Origin of the sequence: Arthrobacter sp. MYb224 (assembly GCF_002975455.1) — a bacterium.
Classification (GTDB): Bacteria; Actinomycetota; Actinomycetes; order Actinomycetales; family Micrococcaceae; genus Glutamicibacter.
In genome coordinates this window covers 97,417-113,234 of sequence record NZ_PCPU01000006.1, presented here as the reverse complement: position 1 = coordinate 113,234, position 15,818 = coordinate 97,417, and the positions used below count along the sequence as shown (strand labels likewise).

Genomic DNA, 15,818 nt, shown 5'->3' with positions numbered 1-15,818 from the left:
TGGAAGTTATTCAGGGGGATTTTGGAGCGCTCCAAAAAAGTGTAAAGGCGAATCCAAGTGGCGGTCAAGGGGTATTGAGCGGGGATTATCTAGGCGGGGCGAACGGGGGCGCAGGTGCCGCGCTCAACCAGTGCTGGCTCCAGTGACACCTTTTGCGCAGCGCGTTCAGGGTCCGCGAGCCGGGAAAGCACCTGTTCGGCCACGTGCATGCCGAGCTCGCGGTTGCGACTGTCTACGGTGGTCAAGCGCAGCAGGTGCGTGCCGGAGAGCGGCGAGTTGTCGTAGCCGATAATCGACAGATCCTCGGGGACCGAGAGGCCGTTCTCGCGGGCCGCGGCCAGCGCGCCCATGGCCATCGAATCATTGCCGGCCAGGATGGCGGTAATTTCCGGGGTTTCGCGCAGAAGCTGATTCGTGCACTGATAGCCGCTGTCCTCGGTGGTGTGCGGGGTGAGGATGACGATGCGCTCGTCCAGGTCCGCCGCGCTCATCGCATCTTGGTATCCGTTGCGCCTGAGCATTGATGCGCCTCCGCCGCCACCGATGTGCCCGATGTGCCGATGCCCCAGTGAAATCAGGTATTCGATGGCTCGACGTGCGCCAAACCGGTCGTCGCTTGCTGAAATATCCGCTCCGGTCACCTGTGTTGCTCGATTACCTGCCACGATCACCGGGATCTGGGAGGGGAAGCGCATGGCCGGTGTAGGTTCGGTGGCCAGGACCAAGGCCTCGACGCGGGTGCTGAGAAATCCATCCAGCGGGTCCGACTCCACATGCGCGTTCAGCGTGCGGTCCGAGACGGCGATGCGCAGTCCGGCATTGCCCAGACCTTCTTGCAGCCCGCGAAGCAATTCGACAAACCAGACGTTGGTGTAGTCGTCGATCACCACGCCGACGGTCTGGCTGGTGCCACCGGCCAGTGCGGCCGCGGCTTGGCTCGGGCGGTAGTTCAGCTGCTCGATGGCAGCCAGCACCGCGGCGCGGCGTGGCTCGGAGACGCTGGGGGAGCCGCGCAGCACCAGGGATACCAGCGATTTGGAGACGCCGGCGGCTTGGGCGACATCGTAAATCGTCGCGCGGCGGCGTTCTGCTGCCATGGTGCCTCCTGGGCTTGGTCCGGGTTCTTGTTAAGAGCCTAGCGTTCCGCCTGCTTCGAATGCGGCAACGTCAGCTTCGGAGCAGGAATTCCAAACTAGTCAGGTCTTAACGTCAGGACATAGTTCTCGAGAAGACCATAAACTTTTGTCGACTTGGCCTGGTTGATATCCGCAGAATTCCACGGTTTTCCACTCGCAGTGTTACTCATGTTGTAAATATGTCAGTACAAACCTTTGACAGAGCTAGATTCATGGTGCAAAGTATTTCTTGTGGCACCGTTCACATCTTCGGCAGCTGGCCGATCCCTGAACTTCTGACTCGAAAGGACGTCGATCTGCGTGACTTACGACGTACTCACCCTCGGACGCATCAGCGTTGACGTCTACCCGAACGACATCGGCGTTTCCCTCGCCGACGTGAACTCCTTCAGCAAGTATCTCGGTGGCTCTGCCACCAACGTCGCTGTGGCAGCTGCCCGGCACGGCCGCGCGGCCGGGGTGATCACCAAAATCGGCGACGACGACTTCGGCACGTTCCTGGAACGCGAATTGGACCGCTACGGCGTGGACCGCGCACAGGTCACCCGCGATGCCAGCTTGCAGACCCCAGTCACCTTTTGCGCCATCATGCCACCAGATGACTTCCCGCTGTACTTCTACGGACGCTTCCCGATGGCACCGGACTGGAATATCAAAAGCAGCGATATCGACCTCGACACGGTCAAGAACTCCAAGATTTTCTGGAGCACCGTCACCGGCTTGAGCCGAGAGCCTTCGCGCACCGCGCAGCTGGAAGCCTACGAGGCCCGCCCGGCCGGTTCGCTGGCCCCAGGGCAGTTCACCATCCTGGACTTGGACTACCGCCCAATGTTCTGGGACTCCGTTGAGCAAGCCCGCGAGCAGGTAGCCCGGGCTCTGCCCTCGGCCACGGTGGCCATCGGCAACGATACCGAATGCTCGGTAGCCGTTGGAGAAGGAACCCCGGATGAGCAGGCCGACCGCCTGCTGGAGGCCGGAGTGCAGATCGCCGTGGTCAAGCTCGGCCCCGAAGGCGTCATGGCCAAAACCCGCACCGAACGTGTGGTTTCCGCGCCGGTTCCGGTGCAGACCGCCAACGGACTGGGCGCCGGCGACTCCTTCGGCGGCGCCTTCTGCCACGGCCTGCTCTCCGGTTGGCCGCTGGAGCAGGTCTTGGACTACGCCAATGCCGCTGGGGCGATCGTGGCCTCGAAGGTCGCTTGCTCCGATGCGATGCCGGACCCAGAAGAAGTGAACGCCCTGCTGGCCGAGCGCGGCCGCACCGTACCCGCCTCCCAGAAAGACCTGGTCTAGTTATGAAACAGGCATCCGACCTGCACGTGGACCGCGAAGACCCGCGCCGCTACGAATCCATCACCCGCCAGCGGCTAGAAGACCCGGCAGCGGTGCAGCGCGCCGCCTCGCTGCGCCAGAAGCATGCCGGCCCGGTGCTGGGCCGGCAGAACTTCATCATCGCCGCCGACCACCCGGCCCGCGGGGCGCTATCCGTAGGCAAGCGCGCCACGGCCATGGCCGACCGCCGCGAACTGCTGGACCGGCTGCGGATCGCCTTGCAGAACCCCGCCTGCGATGGGGTCCTGGCCTCGCCGGATATCCTCGATGACCTGCTGCTGCTGGGCGCACTGGAAGGCAAGCTGGTTTTCGGCTCGATGAACCGCGGCGGGCTCGCCGGCCTGGTCAACGAGATTGATGACCGCTTCACCGGGCATAGCGCTGCGGCCCTGGCCGCCTTGGGCGCAGACGGCGGCAAGATGCTCACCCGGATCAGCTACGAGGATCCGGACACCGTGAAAACCCTGGCTGCCACCGCCGATGCCGTCTCCGATTTGGCTCGGCACCAGCTGGTCGCCATGGTCGAACCGTTCATCTCCAAGCGGGCCGAGGGCAAGGTAGTCAACGACCTGCGCCCGGAGGCAGTGATCAAGTCCATGGGCATCGCCTCCGGACTGGGCGAAACCAGCGCCTACACCTGGCTGAAAATCCCCGTGGTCCAGGAAATGGAGCGGGTTATGGCCGCCACCACCCTGCCCACGGTCCTGCTCGGCGGAGATCCCGCAGGCAGTCCCGATAAGGTGTTCGCCTCCTGGCAGGATGCCCTGGCCCTGCCCGGGGTACAGGGACTGACCGTGGGCCGGACCCTGCTGTATCCCGAGGACGGGGATGTGGCCGCCGCCGTGGCCACCGCCGCATCGCTCTTGAACACCACCACTCCTGTACGCAGCTGAGAAGGACAAAGCTCGATGACTACACGCAGAATGACCGTTGCTCAGGCGGTCGTAGAATTCCTGGGACGACAGTACACGGTGGACAACATCGGTGGAGCTGCCTATCGAGAGCGCCTGATTCCAGGAATGTTCGGCATCTTCGGCCACGGCAATGTCGCCGGGGTGGGGCAGGCCCTGAAGCAATGGCAGCTCAAAGACCCGAGCCTCATGCCGTACTACCAAGGTCGCAACGAGCAGGCGCAGTCGCATCAGGCGGTGGCCTATGCCCGGCATACCCGCCGCCGCGCCACCTATGCGGTCTCCACCTCCATCGGGCCTGGCTCCTCCAACCTGCTCACCGGTGCCGCGCTGGCCACCGCTAACCGTTTGCCGGTATTGCTCTTGCCCAGCGATACCTTCGCCACCCGTGCCGCCGATCCAGTACTCCAGCAACTGGAAATGCCGCACGGCTACGACATCACCGTTAACGATGCCTTCCGCCCGCTATCCAAGTACTTTGACCGGGTCACCCGGCCGGAACAGTTGGCCAGCGCACTGCACCACGGTCTGCGCGTGCTCACCGATCCGGCCGAAACTGGCGCGGTGACCATCTCCTTGCCGCAGGACGTCCAGGCCGAGGCCTTTGATTTCCCGGAAGAGTTCTTTGCCGAACGCGACTGGAAGATCCGCCGCCCGGCCCCGGAAACCGAAGACATAGCCCAGGCTGCGCAGCTGATTCGTGCTGCCAAGCGCCCGTTGATCGTTGCCGGTGGCGGAGTGCTCTATGCCTATGCGACCGAGGAGCTTGCGGCCTTCGCTGAGGCCACCGGAATTCCGGTGGGCAATACCCAAGCCGGCGTTGGCGCCCTGCCTTGGGACTCGAAGCATTCGCTAGGAGCCATTGGTTCCACCGGTACTTCTGCGGCCAACGCGTTGGCCGCAGAAGCCGATCTGATCATCGGTATTGGTACCCGTTATGAGGACTTCACCACGGCCAGCCGTACGGCCTTCCAAAACCCCGGAGCGAAGTTCGTAAATATCAACGTTGCCGCACTTGATGCGTACAAGCACGCCACCGTGCTGCCGATCGTCGCGGATGCTCGCAAGGCGCTCATTGCCCTGCGCGAAGCGCTCACCGGGTATCGGGTGGAAGGCGCTCTTGAGGTGTTCACCGCCCAAGAGAAACAACGTTGGGATGCGACCGTGGATGAGGCATTCGCCGAAAGGCTAAGCCCGTTAGTCAGCCAGAATGCCATTATCGGCGCAACCAACCAGGCCATGGATTCCCGCGACGTTGTAGTGTGCGCGGCAGGATCTTTGCCCGGAGACCTGCATAAGATGTGGCGGGTTTCGGACCCCTTCGGATATCACGTGGAATACGGCTTCTCCTGCATGGGTTACGAAATCGCCGGTGGGCTGGGACTGAAGCGTGCGGTGCTTGCGGAGACCGCGCGCGGCGCGGAAAACCGTGACGTAGTGGTCATGGTCGGCGACGGCTCCTATCTGATGATGCACACCGAACTGGTCACCGCAGTGGCCGAGGGGATCAAACTGATCACGGTGCTCATCCAGAACCACGGTTATGCCTCCATCGGGTCGCTCTCCGAATCATTGGGATCCCAGCGCTTCGGCACCAAATACCGTGCACTGGACACCCAAACGCATTCCTTCGACGAGGGGCAAACGCTGCCAATCGATTTGGCGCTGAACGCCGAATCATTGGGAGTCAAGGTCATAAGAATCGCCCCCGGAGATCGGGCCATCGAGGACCTCTCGACCGCCATCGCCACCGCAAAGGCAGCGCCGGAAGGATCCGGCCCAATCCTCATCCATATTGAATCGGATCTCTACGCCGATGCGCCTTCCAGCCAGTCTTGGTGGGACGTGCCGGTCAGTGAAACATCCGAGCTGGATTCCACGACGAAGGCCCGTGAAGTCTACGAAAGCCACAAGGAGCGGCAGAAGCCTTATCTAGGCTGAATCGCCGCACGTTATCGCCGGCCCAACACTTTTTCGCTACTAGACGAGAGCTAATCATGAGCACAACTGCCACCGAAATTACCGACATCAAGCACTTCATCAACGGACAGCCAACCGCGGGCAGCGGAACCGCCACCCAGCCGGTTTACAACCCGGCAACCGGCGAAATTACCGGTCAGCTGCATCTGGCTAGCCCCGAAGACCTGGCCCAGACCGTGGCAGCGGCCCACGCCGCCGCCGACAGCTGGGGCGAAGTCTCCATCGTCAAGCGCACCAAGGTCATGTTCCGCTTCCAGCAACTGCTCACCGAACACACCGATGACCTGGCCCGCTTGGTAACCAGCGAGCACGGCAAGGTACTCTCGGACGCGGCCGGCGAAGTAGCCCGCGGTATCGAGGTCGTGGAATACGCCGCCGGAATCTCCCAGTCACTCAAGGGGGAATACTCGGACCAGGTATCCACCGGCATAGACGTCTTCTCATTCCGCCAGCCACTAGGCGTAGTTGCCGGAATTACCCCGTTTAACTTCCCGGTCATGGTTCCCTTGTGGATGGCGCCAGTTGCCATCGCCACCGGCAATGCCTTCATCCTCAAGCCTTCCGAGCGTGATCCGTCGGCTGCGCTGTTGATTGCGGAGCTCTTCAAGCAGGCGGGGCTTCCCGACGGAGTATTCCAGGTGCTGCATGGCGGCAAGGAAACTGTAGATGGTTTGCTGTCCCACCCAGATGTGGACGGAATTTCATTTGTCGGGTCAACACCCATTGCCAAGTACGTACACGAGACCGCAACCAAGTACGGAAAGCGCGTCCAGGCATTGGGCGGTGCCAAGAACCACGCGGTCATCATGCCGGATGCAGATATGGAGCAGGCTGCAGACCATATCAATGCTGCGGCATTCGGCTCGGCAGGCCAGCGTTGCATGGCGATCTCCGTGGCCGTGGCCGTTGGCGAGGCCGCTGACATCCTCGTGGACAAGCTAGCCGAACGAGCCCGTGGCGTGAACGTCTCCCACGGCTTTGACGAAAAAGCAGATATGGGACCGGTCATCACACCGGCATCAAAGACTCGCCTGCAGAAGATTGTTGGCGAGGCCGAACAGGCCGGTGCCGCCCTGATCTTGGATGGTCGAGACCTAGTGGTCAAGAACCATGAAAACGGGTTCTTCGTTGGCCCGACCATCTTGGACCGGGTGAACCGAGAAATGAGTGCCTACACCGAGGAAATTTTCGGCCCGGTACTCGTGGTGCTTCGCGTTGATTCCTTGGATGAAGCCATCGACGTGGTGAACGCCAACCCATATGGTAACGGCACCGCAATCTTCACCTCCTCGGGTTCGCACGCTCGCAACTACACCCGACGTATTCATGTGGGCATGGTCGGGGTAAACGTTCCGCTCCCGGTACCGGTGGCATGGCACTCATTTGGTGGTTGGAAGAATTCACTATTTGGCGAGCACCACATTTATGGACCGGACGGTGTGCGTTTCTACACCCGCGGCAAGGCAGTCACGCAGCGGTGGCCGGAGCCGGCACAGCTGTCGACCGCCTCGTACAGCTTCCCCTCAAACTAGGTTCCTGCACTGCAACTAATTTCCATCGTGCCGATGCCGGCCAGTAATCAGTCGGCATCGGCAATGAGCATCGAAAGATTCTGGTACATGCCATGGCACAGAACATCACCATTGGAACTGCCCCCGACTCCTGGGGCGTCTGGTTTGCCGATGACCCCAAGCAGACACCCTGGCAGCGCTTCCTCGACGAGGTAGCCGAGGCCGGCTACAAAACCATCGAGCTGGGTCCCTACGGGTACCTGCCTACCGACCCCGCCCAGCTGGCCGATGAGCTGGCCGCCCGCGACCTGAACGTCTGCGCCGGCACCGTCTTCACCGCCTTCCACCGCGGCATCGACGGCAGTGCCAGCGCCTGGGAGCAAGCCTGGGAGCCAGCCCGAAAGGTGGCCGAGCTGACCGCCGCCATGGGCGGGGAGCATATTGTGGTGATCCCAGCCATGTGGCGCGATGACGTCACCGGGCAAGCCGTCGAATCCGGCACACTGGATGCCGCGGCCTGGGACTCGCTGGCCCAGGGCCATGACCGGTTGGGCAAGATCCTGCAGGAAGAATTTGGCCTGAAACAGCAGTTCCACTCCCACGCCGACTCGCATGTCTGCGGCCAGAGCGATATCGAGAAGTTCCTTGAGCTCACCGACCCGCAGTTCACCACCCTGTGCCTGGATACCGGGCATGCCGAATACGGTGGAGCTTCCAGCGTGGATCTGATCCGCCGCTTCCCGGAGCGCATCGGCTACCTGCATCTGAAGCAGATCAACCCGGACATCTTGGCCACGGTGCGCGCGCAGGACCTGACCTGGGCCGCGGCCAACCTCGCCGGGGTCATGTGCGAACCACCTTCGGGCCTGCCTGACCTCAATGAGGTCTTGGCGGAAGTGGAGAAGCTGGGCCGCCCGATCTTCGGCATTGTCGAACAGGACATGTACCCGGTCGCCGACTTCACGGTGCCGCTGCCCATCGCCACCCGCACGCGCGACTACCTACTCAGCTGCGGCTCGCACACCCGCGTCTAGGCCAACTTGCCTAACTCAAACCAGGACCACCAAAAAATCTTGAAAGGACTCATCGTGCCAGAAATCCTGCGCGTCGCCGTCGTCGGAGCCGGACGCATGGGCGCCGACCACATCCAGCGCATCCACCACCGCATCTCCGGCGCCAAGCTGGCGGCCGTTGTCGATATTGACACCGACCGGGTCAACGCTGCCATCGCAGACATCCCGGGCGCCAAGGGCTACACCGACCTGCCCGCGGCGCTCGCCGACGGCGAGGTCAACGCCGTACTGCTGGCGACCCCCGGTTTCTTGCACCACGATGCGCTGCTGACGGTGCTTGCTGCCGATATTCCGGTGCTGTGCGAAAAGCCGCTGACCCCGGATGCCGCTTCCTCATGGGAGATTGTCGAGGCGGAGGCCAGACTGGGCCGCAAGCGCATCCAGGTGGGCTTCATGCGCCGCTTTGACGCCGAGTACCGGCAGCTGCGCCAGCTGATCGAGGACGAGAGCCTGGGTGAATTGCTGGTGCTGCACCACCAGCACCGCAACCCATCCACCCCGGAAGGCTTCACCAATGAGATGCTGATCAACGACTCGGTGGTCCACGAGTTCGATGCCATTCGCTACTTCACCGGCGCAGAGATCACCTCGGTGCAGGTGCGCTTGGGCAAAGCCACCCGCAATGCACCCAACGGCCAGCATGACCCACAGCATGTGCTGCTGGAAACTTCTGCCGGAGTGCTCGCCGACGTGGAGATCTACGTCAACGCGAAGTTCGGCTACGAGGTGGCGACCCAGGCATCCTTTGAAGATGGCATCGTGTCCATCGGCAATGACGCCGGACCGTATGTGCGTACCGCCGGGCAGTGGGGCGGCAAGGTCACCCCGGGCTTCGAGGAGCGTTTCGGCGCCGCCTACGACACCGAAATCCAGTCGTGGGTTGACGCCGCGCTGCGCGGGGAATTGGGCGGGCCGAGCGCCTGGGACGGCTACGCCACCGCGGCATGCTGCGAGGCTGGAGTCGAGGCCCAGCGCACCGGCGAAAAGGTGGCAGTCAAGCTGAACAGCAAGCCGGATCTCTACAGCTAGGGGCATCATGAAATACGCATTGGACCCGACCCCGTTCCATTCCACGCACTCGCTGCTCCAGTTCCCGGAACTGGCAGCGGAGCTGGGCTATGACTGCATACAGCTGACCCCGCATGCGGATATGATTCCGTTCTTCACGCACCCCAAGGCCGACGATGACCTGGTCGCGCAACTCGCGGCCCGGTGCAAGGCCGCCGGGGTGGGGATCGCTTCGGTGCTTCCGGTGCTGCGCTGGTCCTCGCCCGAGGAGAATTTGCGCCAGGCCGCGGTGCGCTATTGGAAGCGCGCCATCCAGATCGCCGTGGATTTGGGCGTGAACCAGATGAACACGGAATTCTCCGGACGGCCGGAACGCGCCGAGGAGTCCGAGGCCGCGTTCTACCGTTCCATGGAGGAGCTCGTGCCAATCATTGAGCGCGAGGGCATTAACGTGGCCATTGACCCGCATCCGGATGATTTCGTCGAAGAGGGCTTGGCAGCTTGGCGGGTAATCCGCGGGGTGAATTCGCCGAATCTGTCCTTTGTCTACGTCGCCTCTCATTCCTTCCATATGAAGGATGAACCGCTGGAAATCATGCAGACCGTGGGGGAGAGGCTGCGGGTGGTGCATGTGTCTGACACGATGAACCATCATGCCTCGCACGGGTTGCGCTACATCACCAATCCGCCGGGCAATCCGGTGCGCGTGCACCAGCACCTGAAGCTTGGTGATGGGGACGTGGACTGGGATGGATTCTTCTCCGGTCTCGTGGCCAACGGTTTTGCCGACCGCGAGGAGAGCGTCATGGTCTCCAGCGTATTTGCCGAGAACGAGAACGCCGTCGAGGTCTCCAAATTCCAGTTGGAGCAGATGCGCAGCCGTGTAGCTTCCGTCCAAGCTGCGCGTTCCTAGCAAATCAGGCAACGCCGAGTTGAGTTGCCGGATGACGAAAGCCGAACCCTTGCGGGTTCGGCTTTCGTCATCCGGCCCGGGAGTCATCCTCAGCACAGGACGGCTCGAGAAGAGCTCGCAGAATTCCAGATTGATTTGTGCGTACAGTCTCGGGAACTAGCGGTCGGCAGGGCCGGTGCGGCAAGAAAAACGGCATTTGTCAGGACTTAATAGCCAATAATGCTTGCCCGCTAAACACTGATGACGTATTGTCCTTACATAGGGGCTGTGAAGCCCATCACTTTCAGTTATCGGCAAGGAACCAGAATGATGCGAATTGGTGCCCGCCGAACCGAGTGGAGGAAGCCGGATCGCAGTCGATCCGATGGATGGCCCAAGGCCAGTAATGCTTTCACCCGGGCAATCCAAAGGAGTTCCCATGTCTAGTGCGCAGCAAGCTTCTGCAGAGTCAAGCCTGCCGCCCCTCACCGCGGGGCCTCATGTTAAGCGACTCGGTTTGATCTCCATCATCGCCTGTTTTGGCGGATTGCTTTTCGGATACGACACCGGTGTTGCCAATGGCGCCGAAGGTCCCATGGCAGCGGAACTCGGCCTGAACCTTCTGCAAGTTGGCGTGGTGATCAGCTCACTGGTCTTCGCCGCCGCGTTCGGAGCGCTCATCGGCGGACAAATTGCCGATGTATGGGGTCGGCGCAAGACCATCATCTTGCTGGCAGTCCTGTTCTTTGCCGGAACCTTGCTCGTAGTCTTCTCGCCTGCCGGCCCGGAAGCGGGAACTTTCTCACCACTGGGTTTTGGTGTTTTGATCGCCGGACGCATCATGCTCGGATTGGCCGTGGGTGGCGCATCCACGGTCGTGCCGATCTACTTGGCCGAATTGGCCCCGTATGAAATTCGCGGATCCATCACCGGTCGCAATGAGCTGGCCATTGTCTCGGGTCAGTTGGCCGCCTTCGTGATGAACGCGATCATTGGAACCGTCCTGGGTGGAACCGTGGATGGCGTCTGGCGCATCATGTTCGCAATTTGCGCACTGCCAGCGCTGGCGTTGTTCTTCGGCATGCTGCGCATGCCTGAATCTCCGCGCTGGCTCGTGGAAAAGCGCCGCTATGCCGAGGCGCTGCGAGTGCTCAAGACAGTGCGTTCGCCTGAGCGTGCACTGGCCGAAGTCCACGAGATCGAGATCGTTGCCGACGAGGAAAAGCGGAACAACAAGCCGGTGGGCATCAAGGCCGTGCTGAAAAACAAGTGGTTGCTGCGCATCGTCGCCATCGGCATCGGCGTTTCCATGACTCAGCAGCTCACCGGCATCAACTCGATCATGTACTACGGAACACGCGTGCTGGAAGAGTCCGGCATGTCAGAGCAGCAGGCAGTCCTGGCGAATATCGCCTTCGGCGTGGTTGCCGTGATTGGCGGCATCATCGCCCTGCGCAATATGGACCGTATGGACCGCCGCAAGACTTTCCTGATCGGCTTGGCGCTGACCACCACCTGCCACCTGCTGGTAGCCATCGCGGGCATGCTGCTGCCGGTCGGCAGCCCTATCCGACCAGTGGTGATCCTGATCTTGGTGGTTGCCTTCGTGATGTCCATGCAGACATTCCTCAACGTGGCTGTCTGGGTGTGGCTGGCTGAAGTCTTCCCGCTGCATATGCGCGGGCTGGGAATTGGCATCTCGGTGTTCTTCGGGTGGGCCACCAACGGTGTGCTGGCGCTGTTCTTCCCCTCTTTGGTCTCCGGTGTCGGAATTACCGGATCATTCTTCATCTTCGCAGGCATCGGTGTGCTGGCGCTGATCTTCGTGGCCACCCAGGTTCCCGAAACCCGCGGACGGTCACTGGAAGCCCTGGAAGAGGACGTCTCCACAGGAGCGATCTACCAAGTCAAGCCGGCGGTCAACGCCTAAGGCGCGACCATTCGCTGAGCTAGTGAGCCCAGCCCCGCCAATTGGCAGGGCTGGGCCCCCTGCTATGCCCGGCGCTGTCCGGTACTGCCGCGCACCACCAGCTGCGGCGCATGGGTGCTGGATGCTCCCGGGGAATTCAGGGCCGCCTGCATGGCGGCCTGGGCCAGGGCTGCGACATCTTGGCGAACGCTGGTCAGATCGGCATGCGCAAGCCTGGCGAATTCGCTGTCGTCATATCCGGCAAGGCAGATCTGCTCGGGAACCTGCAGGCCCGCAAGATCTATCGCTTGCCGGGCGCCGAGCGCCGCGCGGTCATTAAAGGCCAGTACCGCCGTGGCGCGTTCGGCCTGGGGCATTTTCTCCAGATACTCGCGCAGGACCGCAAAAGCGGTCGCCTCGTCAGGACCCGCTGGAAGGATCTGGCCGCTGGCGCTGGCGCGGGCAGCGGATTCGATGAAGGCATCTCGCCGCTGTTTCGCCGAGACGGCGGATCCGCCATCCAGATGCAGCAGCCGAGTGTGGCCGCGCTGCACCAAATGGCTGACGACTTGTTCAACGCCGGCAGCCTCGTCGGTAATGACTGAGGGGATGCCTTTGACCTTGCGCAGCAGGCTGATGACGGGAAGCTGCTTGGACACCTGGACCAGCTGCGCGGCTGGCAGTTCGGGGAACACTCCGATCACCGCTTCGACTCCGGCGTCGATGAGGGTATTGAGCACACGGCGTTCATCTCGGTGTCTGCCGGTGGCGCCTAGAATGATTTCAAATCCGCTCTGGTCCGCCTGCGCGTATAAAGCATCTGCCAGTTCCGCGTGCAGCGGCTCTCCCAGCGCCAGGGCCAGGCCAAGCGTTCTGCTGCGGCTGCTGCGCAGCGACCGTGCACGCGAGTCCGGGCGGTAGCCCAAATCCGCGGCGGCCTGCTTGACCCGGGCCCGGGATTCTCCGCTGGCGCCCTCAGCCTCGCGCAGCACGATCGAGGCCAGTGCTACCGAGACCCCTGAGGCGCGGGCGACGTCGGCCAACGTAGGGCGTTTGGCGGGGCGTGGCGCAGATGCATGCGGCATTGGCGGAACTTTCTTCTAGAACGTTATAGACACCTGCTATCCAGTGTGCCATGATTTTCCTGAACACTTTATCTAGAACGTTCTAGGGGACGCTCCATGGCTTACCAATCCCTGCCAGAAAATTCCGCACGGCCACTGCGCATTGCGGTCATCGGCACCGGGTGGATCGGCGCATTCCACGCCCGCACTGTGGCACAGCACCTGCCAGATGCACAACTGCACGTCGTGGCAGATCCGGCACCAGGCCGCGCCGCCGAACTGGCCGCAGAACTGGGTTGCACGAACTACACCGAAGACATTGCGGACGTGTTTGCCGACGAAACCGTAGACGCTGTGGTCATCGGCGCGCCTTCAAGCTTCCATGCCGGCTTGATCGCCCAGGCCGCCGCGGCGGGAAAGCACATCTTCTGCGAAAAGCCGGCAGCGCACGCGCTGTCAGATCTCGACACCGCCTTGAAAGCAGTGGAGGATTCCGGAGTGCTGCTGCAGATCGGTTTCAACCGGCGCTTCTCCCGCGACTTCGCTGCCGTGGCAGAACAGGTGTATTCCGGTGCAATCGGCACCCCTCAGCTGCTGCGGTCGCTGACCCGCGATCCAGAAGTTGCAGGCGGGTTGCCCAACGCGGCGAAGATCCGCTCGCACGTGATTTTCACCGAAACCCTGATCCACGATTTTGACACCTTGAACTGGTTGAACCCGGGTGCTGAGGTTGTAGAAGTCCATGTCATGGCGGATGCCTTGGTGGCGCCAGAGCACCGGGATTCCGGTTTGCTGGATACCGCCGTGGTGAGCCTGCGCTACTCCAACGGTGCGATCGCTGTGGCCGAGGCGAACTTCTCGGCAAGCTACGGCTACGACGTGCGCGGAGAAGTCTTTGGTTCAAAGGGCATGGTGCAGGCAGGGAATCCAGTGCAGCTGGCAGCGGCCAGCTTTGACAGCGCGGGCGCCCATGCACCAACCGAACGACTGAACATCAAGCTGTTTGCCCAGGCCTACCGCGAGCAGCTCTCGATCTTCGCTCGCAAGATCCGTGGCCTGCGCGATGGTTCGGCCGATGCGGCCCTGGAGGTCCCGACCGGCGCGGACGCACGCGCAGCGCTGCGCGTGGCACTGGCGGCCTTGGAATCCTCGGAAACCGGCCTGCCGGTGAAGCTGGAATCGGCCACCCGGCTTGCGGTGAACGCATGAGTGCGCAGCTGGCGGTCTGCGCCGAAATGGTCTTCCTGGACCTTCCGCTGATCGACCGGGTCAAGCGCCTTGACGAGGCCGGTTTTGAAATTGAACTCTGGGATATCAGAGACAAAGACCTTCCGGCTTTGGCGGCCACCGGTGCCCGCTTCGGCTCCATGACAGGCTACAGCGAAGGGAGCCTCTGCGATCCGGGCAGCGCGCACGAAGTGGTTCGCACCGCCAAGGAATTGATTCCGGCCGCCCGGGAGCTGGGCATCAACCGGCTGGTGGTGCATCCGGCTCAGCTCATTGACGGGCAGGCCGCCACCCCACGTTTTCGGGCTACCGGAGACATGTGGCTCACCGCAGCGCGAACTCTGGAGGAGCTGGGCCGGATCGGGGAAGAGCACCAGGTCACCTTCATGCTGGAGAACTTGAACACGATTCTGGATCACCCGGGCATCCCGCTGGGACGCGCCAAGGACACGATGTCTCTGGTCAAGGCCGTGGGACACCCGAACGTGAAGATGATGCTTGATCTGTACCACGCTCAAATTGGCGAGGGGAACCTCATCGAGCTGGTGCGTTCGGCACTGCCGCATATCGGAGAAATTCAGGTCGCAGACGTTCCCGGGCGTTGCGAGCCGGGCACCGGGGAAATCAACTACCTTGCAATTGCCCAGGCTCTGGCGGATCTGGATTATTCTGGCCCGATCGGCATGGAAGCCTACGCCAGCGCGGATTCCAATGGTGCCATCGCGGCTTTTGCCCAGGCTTTTGAACCGCTGGCCAAACCCGTGGTGGGCTAGGGGATCATGGACCGGGCGATGGATTGAGAGTTAAAGCCCAGCGGCGGCAGCAGGGAAACCTGCTGCCGCCGCTGGGCTTTGCAACCCGGGTGGCTACGTGCCGGCTCCGAAGGGCAGGCGCGGATCCATGCTCTGCGAATCCCAAGTCTGGCGGATCCAGCCATGGTGGGGATCATCGCTGATCAGCCAATCGCGCACGCGTCCCGGGCCGGCCATGACGTTCAGATAGTAAAGGTCATAACCCGGTCCCGCCATGGCTGGACCATGCCAGCCGTAGGGGACCAAGACAACGTCCCCGGTGCGGACTTCGGCATTAACGTCAATGGGGCGTTCATCCGAGGCATAAACGCGCGCATAGCCGATGGGATCGGTGGCCGCTTCGGCGGGCATGCCCTGGGCTAGTTGCGTCTCGAAGTAATAGATTTCCTCGAGGCTGGTCTCGCCTTCCTTCTCCTGATCATGCTTATGCGGTGGATAGGAAGACCAGTTGCCCGCCGGAGTAATGACTTCGCAGACGATGAAACGGTCTGCTTCCAGTGCGGCCGGGGTGCCGAAGTTATGGACTTGGCGGGAGCAGTTTCCTGCTCCGCGCAGCTCCACCGGAATCTCTTCTGCCTTGATCAGGCGGGTTGGGTAGGACTGCTTGGCCGGGGCCAGTGCCACGGCGACCCGGCCCCCCTCGGCAGAGCTGATGGACAGCGCTGTGTTGACTCCGGTGTAGAGGACATCGGCTGGTCCGGCAAAGACTGATTCGCGACCGCTGAGAACATATTCTTCGCCTGCGATAGCGACGTTGAATGATGCGCCGCTGAGCGGGACGACAATGCGTTCTTCGGCTGTGGCCGCCAGTTCGACTGTTTGACCGGGAGCCAGCTCGGCTACCTTGAGCCCGGTGTGGGCCCAGCCCTCGATGGAAGCGGTCGAGTCATGGGCGCCGAGCGAGATGCTCCAGTCTCCGTTGGCGGCGGAACCTGCAGGGTAAATCCAATCGGTCATCAGTCA

Annotated in this window: 13 protein-coding genes; 10 read left to right on the top strand and 3 right to left on the bottom strand. The window is 62.2% G+C overall.

What is annotated here, in order from left to right; genetic code table 11:
- Positions 1–89: 89 nt before the first annotated feature.
- Entirely contained in the window at positions 90–1,097 is a 1,008-nt protein-coding gene (locus CQ017_RS12635) for a LacI family DNA-binding transcriptional regulator (RefSeq protein ID WP_105554008.1), read from the bottom strand.
- A 339-nt stretch (positions 1,098–1,436) separates the two neighbouring features.
- Between CQ017_RS12635 and iolC the strand changes: the two genes are divergently transcribed.
- The 8 genes from iolC to CQ017_RS12595 all read left to right on the top strand — a co-directional run bounded on the left by iolC (position 1,437) and on the right by CQ017_RS12595 (position 11,773).
- The gene (iolC, locus tag CQ017_RS12630) at positions 1,437–2,429 is read left to right on the top strand and encodes a 5-dehydro-2-deoxygluconokinase (protein WP_105554007.1); all 993 of its coding nucleotides are present in this window, start codon (positions 1,437–1,439) and stop codon (positions 2,427–2,429) included.
- A gap of 2 nt (positions 2,430–2,431) precedes the next feature.
- Complete coding sequence (locus CQ017_RS12625; RefSeq protein WP_096282787.1) at positions 2,432–3,361, top strand: deoxyribose-phosphate aldolase; 930 nt, start codon at positions 2,432–2,434, stop codon at positions 3,359–3,361.
- A gap of 30 nt (positions 3,362–3,391) precedes the next feature.
- Positions 3,392–5,320 carry a 3D-(3,5/4)-trihydroxycyclohexane-1,2-dione acylhydrolase (decyclizing) gene (gene iolD, locus CQ017_RS12620; protein ID WP_105554006.1) on the top strand — a complete coding sequence of 643 codons (1,929 nt, stop codon included), beginning with the start codon at positions 3,392–3,394 and terminating at the stop codon, positions 5,318–5,320.
- 56 nt (positions 5,321–5,376) lie between these two features.
- Positions 5,377–6,891, top strand: a complete 1,515-nt coding sequence (locus CQ017_RS12615) for a CoA-acylating methylmalonate-semialdehyde dehydrogenase (protein WP_105554005.1) — start codon at positions 5,377–5,379, stop codon at positions 6,889–6,891.
- 92 nt (positions 6,892–6,983) lie between these two features.
- On the top strand, positions 6,984–7,904 hold the full coding sequence (locus CQ017_RS12610) for a sugar phosphate isomerase/epimerase (protein ID WP_105554004.1): 921 nt from the start codon (positions 6,984–6,986) through the stop codon (positions 7,902–7,904).
- 54 nt (positions 7,905–7,958) lie between these two features.
- Complete coding sequence (locus CQ017_RS12605) at positions 7,959–8,972, top strand: Gfo/Idh/MocA family protein (RefSeq protein ID WP_096282780.1); 1,014 nt, start codon at positions 7,959–7,961, stop codon at positions 8,970–8,972.
- A 7-nt stretch (positions 8,973–8,979) separates the two neighbouring features.
- Entirely contained in the window at positions 8,980–9,864 is an 885-nt protein-coding gene (locus CQ017_RS12600) for a sugar phosphate isomerase/epimerase (RefSeq protein ID WP_105554003.1), read from the top strand.
- 418 nt (positions 9,865–10,282) lie between these two features.
- Entirely contained in the window at positions 10,283–11,773 is a 1,491-nt protein-coding gene (locus tag CQ017_RS12595) for a sugar porter family MFS transporter (protein ID WP_105554002.1), read from the top strand.
- A 62-nt stretch (positions 11,774–11,835) separates the two neighbouring features.
- Here the strand turns inward: CQ017_RS12595 and CQ017_RS12590 are convergent, their stop codons facing one another.
- A complete protein-coding gene (locus CQ017_RS12590; RefSeq protein WP_105554001.1) occupies positions 11,836–12,837 on the bottom strand; it encodes a LacI family DNA-binding transcriptional regulator in 1,002 nt (333 codons plus the stop codon).
- Positions 12,838–12,933: 96 nt separating this feature from the next.
- Between CQ017_RS12590 and CQ017_RS12585 the strand changes: the two genes are divergently transcribed.
- Entirely contained in the window at positions 12,934–14,025 is a 1,092-nt protein-coding gene (locus CQ017_RS12585; RefSeq protein WP_105554000.1) for a Gfo/Idh/MocA family oxidoreductase, read from the top strand.
- Positions 14,022–14,816 carry a TIM barrel protein gene (locus tag CQ017_RS12580; protein ID WP_105553999.1) on the top strand — a complete coding sequence of 265 codons (795 nt, stop codon included), beginning with the start codon at positions 14,022–14,024 and terminating at the stop codon, positions 14,814–14,816. Before CQ017_RS12585 ends, CQ017_RS12580 begins: the two co-directional genes overlap by 4 nt.
- A 93-nt stretch (positions 14,817–14,909) precedes the next feature.
- Here the strand turns inward: CQ017_RS12580 and iolB are convergent, their stop codons facing one another.
- Positions 14,910–15,812 (bottom strand): 5-deoxy-glucuronate isomerase, encoded by a 903-nt coding sequence (gene iolB / locus CQ017_RS12575; RefSeq protein ID WP_105553998.1) that lies wholly within the window; start codon positions 15,810–15,812, stop codon positions 14,910–14,912.
- Positions 15,813–15,818 lie beyond the last annotated feature (6 nt).

Bases quoted from the DNA above. Each gene is read 5' to 3' on its own strand.
- CQ017_RS12595 (WP_105554002.1), top strand. From the start codon at position 10,283: ATGTCTAGTGCGCAGCAAGCTTCTGCAGAGTCAAGCCTGCCGCCCCTC.
- CQ017_RS12580 (WP_105553999.1), top strand. From the start codon at position 14,022: ATGAGTGCGCAGCTGGCGGTCTGCGCCGAAATGGTCTTCCTGGACCTT.
- CQ017_RS12615 (WP_105554005.1), top strand. From the start codon at position 5,377: ATGAGCACAACTGCCACCGAAATTACCGACATCAAGCACTTCATCAAC.
- CQ017_RS12625 (WP_096282787.1), top strand. From the start codon at position 2,432: ATGAAACAGGCATCCGACCTGCACGTGGACCGCGAAGACCCGCGCCGC.
- CQ017_RS12600 (WP_105554003.1), top strand. From the start codon at position 8,980: ATGAAATACGCATTGGACCCGACCCCGTTCCATTCCACGCACTCGCTG.
- CQ017_RS12610 (WP_105554004.1), top strand. From the start codon at position 6,984: ATGGCACAGAACATCACCATTGGAACTGCCCCCGACTCCTGGGGCGTC.
- CQ017_RS12585 (WP_105554000.1), top strand. From the start codon at position 12,934: ATGGCTTACCAATCCCTGCCAGAAAATTCCGCACGGCCACTGCGCATT.
- iolD (WP_105554006.1), top strand. From the start codon at position 3,392: ATGACCGTTGCTCAGGCGGTCGTAGAATTCCTGGGACGACAGTACACG.
- CQ017_RS12590 (WP_105554001.1), bottom strand. From the start codon at position 12,837: ATGCCGCATGCATCTGCGCCACGCCCCGCCAAACGCCCTACGTTGGCC.
- CQ017_RS12635 (WP_105554008.1), bottom strand. From the start codon at position 1,097: ATGGCAGCAGAACGCCGCCGCGCGACGATTTACGATGTCGCCCAAGCC.
- iolB (WP_105553998.1), bottom strand. From the start codon at position 15,812: ATGACCGATTGGATTTACCCTGCAGGTTCCGCCGCCAACGGAGACTGG.